At 36.2% G+C, this 13,380-nt stretch carries 10 protein-coding genes; 3 read left to right on the plus strand and 7 right to left on the minus strand.

The window, feature by feature from the left end; genetic code table 11:
* Positions 1-18 precede the first annotated feature (18 nt).
* On the minus strand, positions 19-1,170 hold the full coding sequence (locus R5R67_RS09920) for an acyl-CoA dehydrogenase family protein (RefSeq protein ID WP_000617424.1): 1,152 nt from the start codon (positions 1,168-1,170) through the stop codon (positions 19-21).
* A 331-nt stretch (positions 1,171-1,501) separates the two neighbouring features.
* On the opposite strand from R5R67_RS09920, the gene R5R67_RS09925 reads away from it, so the two are divergent.
* Both R5R67_RS09925 and R5R67_RS09930 read left to right on the plus strand, forming a co-directional pair.
* Complete coding sequence (locus R5R67_RS09925; protein ID WP_000501117.1) at positions 1,502-2,719, plus strand: CaiB/BaiF CoA transferase family protein; 1,218 nt, start codon at positions 1,502-1,504, stop codon at positions 2,717-2,719.
* A gap of 186 nt (positions 2,720-2,905) precedes the next feature.
* Positions 2,906-3,751, plus strand: coding sequence for an IclR family transcriptional regulator (locus R5R67_RS09930; RefSeq protein ID WP_000996083.1), 846 nt, complete (start codon positions 2,906-2,908; stop codon positions 3,749-3,751).
* A 73-nt stretch (positions 3,752-3,824) separates the two neighbouring features.
* On the opposite strand, the gene R5R67_RS09935 is transcribed toward R5R67_RS09930, so the two are convergent.
* A complete protein-coding gene (locus R5R67_RS09935) occupies positions 3,825-4,625 on the minus strand; it encodes an enoyl-CoA hydratase (RefSeq protein WP_001186969.1) in 801 nt (266 codons plus the stop codon).
* A gap of 221 nt (positions 4,626-4,846) precedes the next feature.
* Here R5R67_RS09935 and R5R67_RS09940 point away from each other — a divergent pair, with 221 nt between their 5' ends.
* On the plus strand, positions 4,847-5,818 hold the full coding sequence (locus tag R5R67_RS09940) for an NAD(P)H-dependent flavin oxidoreductase (RefSeq protein ID WP_000850355.1): 972 nt from the start codon (positions 4,847-4,849) through the stop codon (positions 5,816-5,818).
* A gap of 207 nt (positions 5,819-6,025) precedes the next feature.
* On the opposite strand, the gene R5R67_RS09945 is transcribed toward R5R67_RS09940, so the two are convergent.
* From R5R67_RS09945 to R5R67_RS09965, 5 genes are all read right to left on the minus strand, one after another.
* A complete protein-coding gene (locus R5R67_RS09945; RefSeq protein WP_001241325.1) occupies positions 6,026-7,111 on the minus strand; it encodes a hypothetical protein in 1,086 nt (361 codons plus the stop codon).
* Complete coding sequence (locus tag R5R67_RS09950; protein WP_000120407.1) at positions 7,098-8,930, minus strand: carbamoyltransferase; 1,833 nt, start codon at positions 8,928-8,930, stop codon at positions 7,098-7,100. Before R5R67_RS09950 ends, R5R67_RS09945 begins: the two co-directional genes overlap by 14 nt.
* Positions 8,927-9,547 (minus strand): LysE family translocator, encoded by a 621-nt coding sequence (locus R5R67_RS09955; RefSeq protein WP_001108708.1) that lies wholly within the window; start codon positions 9,545-9,547, stop codon positions 8,927-8,929. Before R5R67_RS09955 ends, R5R67_RS09950 begins: the two co-directional genes overlap by 4 nt.
* Positions 9,547-11,760 (minus strand): iron-containing redox enzyme family protein, encoded by a 2,214-nt coding sequence (locus R5R67_RS09960; RefSeq protein ID WP_000240177.1) that lies wholly within the window; start codon positions 11,758-11,760, stop codon positions 9,547-9,549. The genes R5R67_RS09955 and R5R67_RS09960 overlap by 1 nt, the downstream gene beginning before the upstream one ends.
* A 688-nt stretch (positions 11,761-12,448) precedes the next feature.
* Positions 12,449-13,291 carry an IclR family transcriptional regulator gene (locus R5R67_RS09965; RefSeq protein WP_000081482.1) on the minus strand — a complete coding sequence of 281 codons (843 nt, stop codon included), beginning with the start codon at positions 13,289-13,291 and terminating at the stop codon, positions 12,449-12,451.
* Between the last annotated feature and the right edge of the window lie 89 nt (positions 13,292-13,380).

The raw sequence follows: 13,380 nt of genomic DNA on the forward strand, positions 1-13,380 counted from the left end.
AAAGTGCTTAAAATTTGATTAAGACGCAGCGCGAATCATGTTTCGGGCAATAATCACTTGTTGAATTTGAGTGGTCCCTTCATAGAGACGGAACAGACGAACATCTCGATAAAAACGTTCAATGGCATATTCACTGATATAGCCCGCACCGCCGTGAATTTGTACGCAGCGATCAGCAACGCGGCTACACATTTCGGTTGCAAACATTTTTGCGCAAGAAGCTTCGGTGCTAACGTTTTGCCCTGCATCGCGTAAGCGTGCAGCGTCTAAGACCATACATTTGGCGGCATAAATTTCAGCTTTCGAGTCAGCAAGCATGGCTTGAATGAGCTGGAATTCGGCAATCGGTTGTCCAAATTGCTTGCGTTCGATGGCGTAATTTAAAGAATCATCTAGCATTCGTGTTGCTGCACCGACGCTCAAAGCTGCAATATGCAAGCGGCCTTTATCGAGTACTTTCATGGCCGTTTTAAAACCAACACCTTCAACACCACCAATGAGTGCCGAAGCAGGGATGCGGCAATTTTCAAAAATAACGTCACAGGTATGGGCACCTTTTTGTCCCATTTTTTTATCGCGTTTGCCAAGAGAAATGCCCGGAGTTTGGCTATCAACAATAAAGGCAGAAATGCCGCCAGCACCTTTAATGTCAAAGTTTGTGCGTGCCATGACTGTCAATACACCAGCATGAGGTGCATTGGTAATAAAGCGTTTGGTGCCGTTTAACACATAAAAATCGCCATCTTTTACTGCACTGGTTTTTAAAGATGCCGCATCAGAACCTGCGTCCGGTTCGGTTAAGCAAAAAGAGCTGATCACTTCACCACGTGCTAAACGGGGTAAGAAAAATGATTTTTGTGCTTCGGTCCCATCAATAATCAGGCCACTGGAGCCAATGCCATTATTGGTTCCAATCAGAGAGCGAAAAGCAGGAGAGGTACGACCTAATTCAAAAGCCACATAGATTTCTTCTTCCATCGTCAGGCCAAGACCTTCGTACTCTTCAGGAATGGTTAAACCAAATAAGCCGAGAGCTTTCATTTGCTCAACAATATCTTGAGGAATTTCATCCGTTTCAGCGACTTCATTCTCATGAGGAATTAATACCCCTTCAACAAATTGTCGAATCATATCAACAAGTTGATTTAAGGTTTCCTGATCTCGAATCATAGTCTCGTCCTTTTACTACATGCAGAAAACATCAATGTGATGTTCGTAAAATCACCAATATTTGAAGCGATAGTAATCAAAGGATGAACGCAAAACAATATATTTTGAAAATTAATTTCGCAATGCGATACTTTGTTTTTGATTTATGTTTGGCTAATTTATTGATTTATTTGATCTATATTTTCTTATAAAAAATCATTATTTTTAGTAGAAAATTAAAGTTTGATTTTTAAAAAGAGCTGTGTATATTAAAAATATATATCGCTATGCGAAATTTTAAATGGATAAGTTTTCTTATAGGAAATAAGTCACAAAATATAGTGGGATGAAGATGGGTGCTTTAAATGGAATTCGGGTACTTGACTTAAGTCGGGTGTTGGCTGGACCTTGGTGCGGGCAGATTCTTGCAGATTTAGGCGCAGAAGTAATCAAGATTGAACGACCAAAAGTTGGTGACGATACCCGTTCTTGGGGGCCACCTTGGATGAAAGATGACTCAGGCCAAGACACTCAAGAAGCTGCATATTATCAGTCTACCAACCGTAATAAACTATCGGTTGCCATCGACATTGCCAGTTCTGAAGGCCAAGAATTGATTAAAGCCCTCATTCAAGACACCGATGTCGTGATTGAAAACTACAAAGCGGGTTCTTTGAAAAAATACGGTTTAGACTACGAGTCTTTATCTGCGATTAATCCTAAACTGGTATATTGCTCGATTACAGGTTTTGGTCAAAATGGCCCAAGAGCAGAAGAGCCCGGTTATGACTTTATTATTCAGGGCATGGGCGGGCTTATGTCAGTCACAGGTGAGCGTGATGATTTGCCGGGTGGTGGACCACAAAAAGTAGGCGTCGCATTTTCTGATTTAGCCACGGGGCTTTATTCTACGATTGCCATACAAGCTGCTTTACTCAACCGCCATGTGACGGGTTTAGGCCAATACATTGATATGGCTTTGCTTGATGTTCAAATTGCCACAATGGCAAATCAGGGAATGAACTATCTTTCATCGGGTAATATCCCTAAACGTTATGGCAATGCACACGCCAATATTGTCCCTTATCAAGTGTTCAAAGCTTCTGACCGTGATTTCATTATTGCATGCGGAAATGACACTCAGTTTACTCAACTCTGTCGTAGTATTGGTTTACCCGATTTACCAAATGATGTACGTTTTGCCCGAAATGCAGACCGAATCAAGCATCGTGATGAAATTATTGGAATTTTACAAACTCACTTTTTAACAAAAACAGCAGATGAATGGGTAGATGCTATCTATGCGGCTAAAGTTCCCGTAGGTGTGATTAATAACTTGGAACAAGCTTTTCAAGAGCCGCAAGTGATTGCCCGAGAAATGTTAGTCGAGATGAATCATCCTCAACGTGAAAAACTGAAGGTAATTGGGTCACCAATCAAACTTTCGAGAACACCCGTTGAATACAAAACAGCACCGCCGTTGTTGGGTGAGCATACGCAGGCCGTTTTGGGGCGAATGGTTTCTTCAGAAAAACTAGCAGAGCTTAAAGAAAAGGGCGTAATTGGGTAAGTGGCTTAGAAGCGGAAGATTAAAATTATATTTAAAATCAGAAAATAAAATATTTAATCTTTCGCTTTAATAAGTTAAATGAAGTTATCTTTAAAATGCAGACTAGGATGTTTGCTCTTTTGCTATTTATAGAAAAAATAGATTATAATTTTCGCAGTGCGAAACAAAATATGGATTGGTATGACAATGAATGATGCAGTTGATGCAGAACAGACAGAAAAATTATTAGCGCCTTTAAGGCATGAATTATTACATCCGATTGAAGACATGCAGGATGAAAATGATCGCCAATTTATTACTGCATTAGCACGTGGTTTAGAGCTATTACGTTGTTTTACGCCTAAACATCAGCATTTGGGCAATCAAGAGCTTGCTCAGATGACAGGTTTGCCAAAACCAACCATTACTCGCCTCACACATACCTTGTCGCGTTTGGGCTATATTAAACAAGTACCTAACTCAAGCAAATTTCAGCTTTCAGTAGGAGTTCTTGCGTTTGGTTATTCGATGCTGTCTAACGTATCGATTCGCTCTATTGCTCATCCATATATGAAAAATTTGGCAGACTATGCTGGTGCTGCTGTAGCCATGGCAACACGTGATCGACTGAATATGATTTATCTTGACGTGGTGCAAGGCAAAGGCAATATGACCATGCGCCGTCAAGTTGGAACCTATTTACCGATTCATTTAAGTTCGATGGGACGTGCGTGTTTAGCTGCCATGCCTGAAGATGAAAGAGAGTTCTTGCTTAATGCCATTCGTAACAAGCACAAAGAAGACTGGATCAAGATTAACCGTGATCTAGACAAAGCTTTTAAAGACTACCAAGATTTTGGATACTGTTTTTCAATTGGCGAATGGCATAAAGATGTCAATTCGGTTGCGGTTCCACTTATTCATGAACAACATGGTTTGCTGGTGTTCAACTGTGGTGGTCCAAGCTTTATTATGAACCGTGAAAAACTCGAAGAAGATATTGCACCGCGTCTTTTACATATGGTGAATAATATTCGCACTGAGATTAGCTAAACCTATTTGATTCATTTATAAGAGCCAGCTTTGTTTTTTCAAGGCTGGCTTTAGTGGGTAAGCTTTAGGCTGTTTAGTTGTGAAAGTTCGGTTTCCGTTTTTCTTTGAAAGCACTTAATGCTTCTTTAAACTCGGAACCTTGTAAACAACGCGAGAAAATAGTCGACTCATGGTCAATACGATTGAGTAGATCATCAATTGGCATATCTCTTAGTAACTTTTTACTGAGCTGTAAGGCTTGGCTTGGTTTGTGAGCGAGTTTAATTGCCACATCTTCAACCACTTGATCCAGTTCAGTTGCCTCAAATATTTCATTTACTAGACCATAATCTTTTGCCTGTTCCGCCGAAAACTTTTCACCGAGTAAAATAATTTCTGAAGCTCGAGCAAAGCCCAATAATCTTGGCAAGATGTAACTTGAACCCGCTTCAGGTACAAGCCCCAAATTCACAAAGGGGAACTGAAAAATAGAGTTTTGGCTTGCATACACAAGGTCGCAATGTAGAAGCATAGTGCTGCCAATGCCAATTGCCACACCATTTACTTTAGCAATAATCGGTTTTGGAAACGTTGCTAAGCTTTTTAAGAAAATAATCGAAGCGGGTGGTTCTGAAGTGGTGGTATCTCGTTTTTCAAATGCGTTTACATCATTGCCGCTGGTAAATGCGGAGTCTTCACCAGTCAGCACAACCACATAAATGTCTTGATTGGTTGCAGCTTGATCTAATGCCTGACTTAAAGCTGCATACATTTCATAATTAATTGCATTCTTTTTAGTGGCATTACTCATGGTGAGCGTTAGTATATTTCTATCAAAATACTTATGAATTGTGCCTGTTTTAAGCTCGCTTTGGGTTTTGTTGTTCTGCTGCATCGTTCATTCCTTTAAATAATTTTCCGTCTAAAATTTAAACTGATGCTATCGAAAAATAATTCCGTTATCAATTATTTTGTTTTATATTGTGGTATAAAATTTTGTATTGTGAAATTTTTAACTTAAATTACTTTAAATGTTGATAGGATTTATGCGTAAATAAGCATCTAGCCCTGCTAAGGAAATAAGAGGCTGGCTATAGAACAGTGAGTGGAAAGAATATGAAGACCAAAATTACAGAATTATTTGAAATTGAGCATCCAATTATTCAAGGCGGTATGCATTATGTTGGTTTTGCAGAGCTTGCTGCTGCGGTTTCGAACGCGGGCGGGTTAGGTATTATCACTGGCCTGACTCAGCGTACACCTGAAAATCTGGCAAAAGAAATTGCACGTTGCCGAGAAATGACCGATAAGCCTTTTGGAGTAAATTTAACCTTTTTGCCTACGGTAAATACTCCTGATTATCCGGGTTTTGTAGAGGCAATTATTAAAGGTGGCGTAAAGATTGTAGAAACAGCAGGGCGTAATCCTGAACAGGTGATGCCATATTTAAAGGCTGCTGGTATTAAAGTAATTCACAAATGTACTTCGGTTCGACATAGCTTAAAAGCTCAGCAAATTGGATGTGATGCTGTTTCTGTAGATGGTTTTGAGTGCGGTGGTCACCCCGGTGAGGATGACGTGCCAAATATGATTTTATTGCCCTTAGCAGCCGATGCATTAGACATCCCGTTTGTTGCCTCAGGTGGTATGGCAGATGGACGTTCGCTTGCTGCTGCTTTAGCGATGGGAGCCGATGGAATTAATATGGGCACGCGCTTTATTGCGACTCAGGAAGCTCCCGTACATGCAAATGTGAAACAGGCGATTTTGAATGCAACCGAAAGAGATACGCGTTTAATTATGCGTGCTTTGCGAAATACAGAACGTGTCATGAATAATGCGGCCGTAGAAAAAATCGTGGCAAAAGAAAAAGCACTCGGCGATAACATTAAGTTTGAAGATATTATGGAAGAAGTTGCAGGGGTTTATCCAAAAGTCATGATTGATGGAGATGTTAATGCAGGAGCATGGTCATGTGGGCTGGTGGCTAGCTTGATTCATGATATTCCGACATGCGATGAACTGGTTAGCCGGATTGTCAAAGAGGCAGAAGATATTATTCGCGGACGTTTATCAGGGCTTTTATAGGATTTTTATTTATTTTACATATGATTGTTAAAATGCCCATCTTATAAATTAAATGGGCATTATTTTACGAATTCTATTAAAGAATTTTTTCATTTTATAGAATTTATTTTAACGTAATGGATAGATAGAACCTCCTTTTTTCTTTTTCTTGCGTTTAAATAGACTCAAAATATTTTTGATGATTCTCATCTTTAACTCCTTTGTAAGTCATTTATATATTTTTGTTGAAATAATTTGTGCTAATTGGTCATTACCGAGGTCATTAAAATGTACTCGGTCAACAAAAATTGTGTCTTTAAATGCTGGAGAATCTTTTAAAAGTTCATTCATGTCAAAACAAGGGATGCCATTAGCTCTATTTTGGATATGATTAAAGAATGGGATATGAACTTCTTTCCCTAATACTCCACTGAATAATCGATAGAAATTATTTGGACAACTTTCTATAGCATGGAATACAGCATCTTCTTCTTGGGTAAGAAACTCTCTACACCAATGTGATAAGGGCTGGAGAATAAATGTTAGAGATGCTCCATGAGCAGCTAATAATAGTTTCCATTGTTGTAGGGCAACTGTTATTGCATCTGCCGCGCGGATTAATCTTTCATCTAATGAAATGCCTGCGTCTGTGATAATCTCATCCGCTGGATTATTTCTTGAAAATACTTTTTTGAAACGTTGAAAAAATGAATCTCTATTTGCTGTATCAAAAGAATCTTTTTTACGTTTCATATCCTCATTAAATTTGTTCATATAATGTTGGAATTCAAAAGAATAATAATAACGTCCGTATTCACTTGCAAATTCATCTGGGATACCTTCTAGAGCTAGTGTATTCATACCACTGAAGACTACGACATGACCAATCTCTCCAACTCGCTCTTGATTCATTAAGTATAAGAGTAGTTCTTGGGTTGCATTGTAGCCGCGTCCTGCAAAAGTTAACCATCGTTCGCCAGTAATTTCACTTAAACGTGAGGCAACGGTATTTTCATCACAAGTAGCGCCAACTCCTAAAGCGGTAGACCCACCGACTAATAAATTTACTCGGCCATTTGAGGGACGCTCACCAACAGAAAAACGCTTTCCATTTAGAAGGCTATAGCGAAATCCTAATGAATCAGTATTAACTGTCTCAGAACGAAAATTTTTTTCATGGAAATACATTGTATAAGGTACCCATCTGGCTCCTACGTGCATAAAATTATCATAATCACGAATTTGTGGAGTCCAACGATAGACTTCTTGAATGGCTTGCTTGTGGTCAAGTATAGGTTTATTAGTCAAGCGCATATTCTTTTCTCCAATCGGTTTTTTCTTGCCATTCAGGTTGTTCAGATTTTATTAAAAGAAAGTCGCCAATAACCAAGCCATCCATTTCTGTTCTCATAAAGCAACGATATGCATCCGTTGGGCTTTCGACAATAGGCTCCCCGCGGACATTAAAAGAAGTATTGATTAATATTGGGCAACCTGTAATCGTAGAAAACTTACTTATCAATTTTTTAAAGCGCATATTATGTTTTCCATCTACTGTTTGAATTCTTGCTGAAAAATCAACATGAGTTACAGCAGGGATCTCAGAACGGGTGAGTTTTAATTTTTCTATACCTGAGTAATTATGTTCATTGTTAACTGTCTTACGCCTATTAGCATGTATTGGAGCAACTATTAACATATAAGGTGAAGAACTATTGAGATCAAACCATTGGGCTGCATCCTCTGCTAGTACAGCAGGAGCAAATGGACGGAATGATTCACGATTCTTAATTTTTAAATTCATAACACTTTGCATTGTTTCAGATTGAGGATTTCCTAATATTGAACGTCCTCCTAATGCACGAGGACCAAACTCCATTCTCCCTTGAAACCAACCAATTACTTTATTATTTGCCAATAGTTCTGCCGTTTTTTGTAGTAATGTATTCTCTTCAAAATATTGATAGTTGGCGCCCCATTGATTTAGGGCTTCTTGAATCTCAGAATTTTTATATGCATTACCAAGATAGGCGCCCTGCATTTGGTCACTGAACTCATCAACTTTCCTAGTTCCTTGCATTTGCTTGTAGTAGCATAGATATGCTGCTCCAAGTGATCCACCCGAGTCTCCAGATGCAGGTTGAACAAAAATATTCTTAAATAAACCAGAACGTAGCAACTTGCCATTCGCTACACAGTTAAGCGCAACACCGCCAGCCAGACAAAGATTTTCAGCTTGAGTAAGAGACTTAATTTTCTTTGCCAGCATCAACATAATTTCTTCAGTAACAACTTGTATTGACGCAGCGAGATCCATCTCCTTATTTGTAATAATACTTTCAGGCTCTCGGGCAGCTCCTCCAAACAATACTTCGAATTTATCGGTGATCATCCGATTCCCGACTTCATAGTCAAAATACTCACGATTTAGGTAAAAACTGCCATCCTGATTGATTGTTATTAGATTTTTTAAAATAATATCGACATAGCGTGGGGTGCCATAAGGGGCGAGTCCCATCAATTTATATTCACCTGAATCTACTTTGAAACCGCAGTAATAGGTAAACGCAGAATATAGTAGTCCTAAAGAATGTGGGAAACGAATATCAAATAAAGAGCGTAACTCTGTACCACAACCATGCCAAGCTGTAGTTGTTGACCATTCTCCAACCCCATCGACACACAGCACAGCAGCATTAGTATAAGGGGAGGGATAAAATGCCGATGCAGCATGACTCTGATGGTGTTGACATATATAGAACGGAGGTAAAACTTGTTCTTGAAAAATGTCTGTAAGTTCTTTTTTTATAAGAGAAATAATATTTTTTCTAGCAACAAAACGCTTATATTGTTTTGCAAAATTTAATGCACCTTTTGGAAAGTTCTTTTTATAAGTCGTGTATATACGTTCAAATTTAATTTCTGGATCTTCATAATAGGCAATATAAGAAATATCTTTAAGAGTAATTCCAGCTTGCTTAAAACAAGCAAGTAATGCTTGACGGGGAAAGCGATTGTCTTGCTTAATGCGAGAAAAACGTTCTTCTTGTAATGCACATATAATCTCGCCATTTTTAAGTAAGGTAATAGCGCTATCATGATAAAAAGCGGAAATGCCTAGAATGTAACTCATAATCCTTCCCGTGTGATAGTTAAAATGCCAATAGATAAGAATAGAAGGGGCGGAATATAATCAAACCAAGATGCTCTTTGTATAATCGATTTTAATTTGCGAGCCATCACACCAACGGTCATATTTACACAGATACCTCCGAAGTTGAAAATTAGTCCATATAAGAGAAAATATAGCCAAGCAGGTTGAGAACTTGCAGGTATAAATTGTGGTAATAAGCTCACAAAGAATAGACCAATCTTAGGATTAGATAGATTAATCAACATTCCTTTGCTAAATGAATAACGGTCTGCTTCCGTAGAGTTCTGTGAAAGAACATTGGAGCTTTCTACTGATTTACGTTTGGGCCAAGATATATAAGCTAAGTACAGTAGATATAAAGCGCCAATGAATTGAATAATTTTGTATAGCAACGGAATTTGTTGAAAGATAAACATTAATCCAAATGCTGATAACAAAACATAGAAGAATACGCCAAATTCAACTCCTGCCGCTGCTTTTAACCCAGCTTTTACTCCATATTTTAATGATTGATTCATTACATAAAACATAGCAGGGCCGGGCGCTAAATTAATTACTAATGCTGTGAGAACAAAAGATAAAAAATTATAATTCATTACTTAACCTTTTCATTAAGTGCTTTTCCATTAAATGCTTTTTTGAAAGTACGATGTAGAAGATGGTTCATACCGCTTCGGAACCAATTTTCTTTCGGTGGATGATTAAGCGAACGATAACCTGTCCATATACGTTCCCAGTGTTGTTCTCTCGCTTGTTCACCACCTTGTTGAAAAATATTGTCGAGGTGATGCTTAATAGCATCTATAGCCCAAGCTGAATGTCCTGTGGCTACATTATCGATAGTATTGTGAAGACTGGTGAAAAGTGAGCTAAAACCGTAATAACTTAAAATGTCTCCAGATCGACGATATTCTCCACCTACACCAGAAAGCTCCATTGCCAGATTCAATCCAAGAGTCTCAGGTAAAAAGGAATGTGGAAATAAAGATATGGCTAGCCAGAAAGTTGGAACTTTGAAATCGTCTTCATCAAATAAGATAGAAGTGGCAAATTTTTTATCAGTAAATTTCCCAATATCTATTCCCATACTTTCTAATAGTTGTTTATAGATATTTCCATGGTGGACATTTATATCTCCACCTCCGAGTTCATCAAGAAGTGTCCGATATTGTAATCCTCCAATATATGTACTGACCCTTGCAGGAGTTGAGACATTACGCAGCCATGCCCCATCAATTAGGGTTAATGGTGCTAAGGCTATAGCATCATTAATAATATCCTCTCGGCTTTCTTTTGGTATTCCTTCTAAGGGAATATAACTATTCACTTGATGTAGATGTTGAACATCTAGCCATTTATCTAGTCGTTCATGACTATATGGATAAAATGGTAGTCCTTCTTGTTTTAAAGCTTGTTTATGTGCTGCAAGCCAATTTTGAGCAAAATTTTTTGCTGTAGGTAATATATCGGGATAACATCCAGCATGTAAAAATAGTGGATACAATTCTTGGAGAGTAAAATTACTGTATTTATCTAAAGCTTTAAGATTAGCTTGAGCTATTATTTTTTCATCCAAATCTTTAATAGGTACTGAATTAATCTTTTTATTACTATTACTAACAAGAAAATTAGTTTGTGTAATATCTTGACTAGCTAAATCTTTAATCCATGTTTCTACTATCTCAATATCTTGTTCTGAAAATACACCAAACATTGCACCTTTAGGATTTTTGATAAGTTTTATAAAAGTACTTTTATCAGGTTGTCCAGGTGATATATATCTGGAAGAAGCTAAAGCATTAAGAAGATGGTTTGGAGAAAAATTATCTGAAATAAGCCAATCGTCAATTGGTTTATCAGATATCTTGCCACGCTTATGGTATCCATGACCATATTTTCCTAGCTTCTGTATTAAAGATAACATAGCTGTATTATTGCTAAATTTTTTAGAATCTACTAAATCTGAAAATAGAGAATCTTCAAATTTTCTAATAATATTAATGGTTGTATTGTAGCCATTATTAATCTTATCTAATGTGTTATTATATTTAATATATTGATTAATTGCTAAAATGGAAATTTTAGTAAAATTTCTATGTTTTAAATTGCTAAAAATACTTTTTTCATATTGGTTAATTAAGCTTAATTTATCTAAATATTGGGCCATTGCTAAATTAACGCCTAAAGACTCTGGATATAATTTTTCAGGAAATTGAGCAATACTGAGTAGGAATACTGGTAGATTAAATGCATACTCCTGAATGTTAAGATTTTGTGTAAAAGTATTATTAAATACATCAGGGAAAATTAAGTCTACCGTACTGGCATCTAACTCAAATTGATGAGACAAACTATGAGAAATATTTCCACTCCCAACCATATCTGCATGAATTTTAAGCAATACTGCACCTTCTTCTTTCCATGCATAATTGATGGAGGAGATACCTGTAAGCCAACTACCAATTGTCTTAAATAAAGGGCTAAATTGAGTATAAAAAAATTGATAATAAGCTTTATTTTTTAATAAATTTATATATTCACTTGGTTTTCTTAGTAAATCTTTATCATTAGTAAACTGATTTTCAGAAATAGCACATAATAGATTGTTATGCGTAGTTCTAATCTCTTTTGAAAATAAAAAATCTAGTTTTTTCCAAATAATTTCTAGATATGGATAAACTTCCTCAAGATGAACTAACTTAGTGAACCATTGACGATCCTTAAGATGTATATCTTTTAATATAGTATTCGGAATAGGAAGAAATGTAGGTTCTGTATTATTAATTTTTTCCTGATAAAGTTTAACCATTATAGATACTCAATGTAGTAGCTTTATTTGTTAAGAATCCCCATGTTTTAAACCAATACATGAAGAAATGATTATTAAAAGTTTCGCTTTGTAATGTAAAAGGATTTATTCTGCCTCCTTAGGGAATGAATTTTTTAGTAATGATATAGGTTGATTTTTGATTACTGAAAATACTGTGTTTTTTTTAATTTTTCAAGTTTTTTATATAAAATATTTATATTTTATATAAAATTAAAATATTGAATTTAATTTTTAATTTATATTAAATATTAAGTTGAATTTAAATATATTTTTCATTGTGTGATTTTTTTAAATTTTATTAATTATACCTTGTGGGTAGATTGTTTTTAATAATAAAAGCTCTAATATATTAATTTTCTTTATAGGAGTTATTAATAAAATTAAACAATTAAATAGTATTTTGTGCTGTTGTATTTTTGAAAAAACTTAAAAAATTTTTCTATAGGGGGTAAATTGTTTAAATAAGATTTTATTAATTCTTATAATTACTCAATCTGCTTTACTTTTGGAAAGAGCGTAGTTTTATTTGGTTTTATAAAAAACCCAACTAAAATTAATAAATTGAGTTGGGTTATGCTTCATCATATAACTATAACTTTAGATAGCTAATAGAAAGTAAACTATAGAAGTTTATACAATAAAGACGATAAAATAAATTTATACATCATTAATGTGTTTCATTCAAAGCATCTTGAATATTGTGCACCATATGAATTAAACGTGGCCCAATTTCACCTTCAAGTTTTTCCGGATTTAAATGAAAACTTGGCGCACCACAGTTAAAAACATAAAGACCATGTTTAGAACTAACCAAAGGTACAGCCACCGAGTTCACTTCTTTATGCCACTCGCCTAAAGACAAACAATATCCATAATCTTGGTAATCACGGAAAGCTCGTTCTAAAGAACGTTTTATGGCTGGCCAGTTTTCTGGATTTTTTTGTTTCAATGCATCAAGTAGAAAGTTGCGCTCACGTTCAGGAGTCGCAGCCAAGCATGCTCGTCCCATTGAACTACTATGCAGTGGTAAAGTAGAACCAATTGGACGGCGCATATTCAATGCAGTTTCAATTTGCACAACATCGATATACACCATATTTAAGCGGTCACGCGTTGCCATCGCCACAGGCGCTTGAACATACTGGCTCATCTCTTCCATATATTGATGAGCAATATTGCGAATCGAGATGTTAGATAATGCTGCATATCCTAAAGATAAGACACCAATATCTAGTGTGTATTTGGTCGAGTTAGGCAATTGTTTTAAATAACCTAATGAAACAAGGGTATTGGTAATACGTGCAATGGTCGGTTTAGGTAAACCTGTCATTTTTGCTAATTCTTGGTTACCAAGCACCTGATTATTTGCAGAAAAACATCTTAAAAGTTCTAAACCGCGCGCTAAAGAAGCAATAAATTGCGGGTTATTTTCCCGATGTATATGCGAAATAGGATCTAAACGTATCTCATCAAAATTTATTGGTTTTTCAGTTTCCGTGTTTTGAGACATTCGATCCTCAAATATAATTAAAGCAATAGTTTTGCCATTATATTTCGCTCTGCAAAATAAATCCATTCATCACTGCGCTGTTGTGATGA

This window comes from Acinetobacter sp. OYA S30 (assembly GCF_033599315.1).
GTDB lineage: Bacteria > Pseudomonadota > Gammaproteobacteria > Pseudomonadales > Moraxellaceae > Acinetobacter > Acinetobacter baumannii.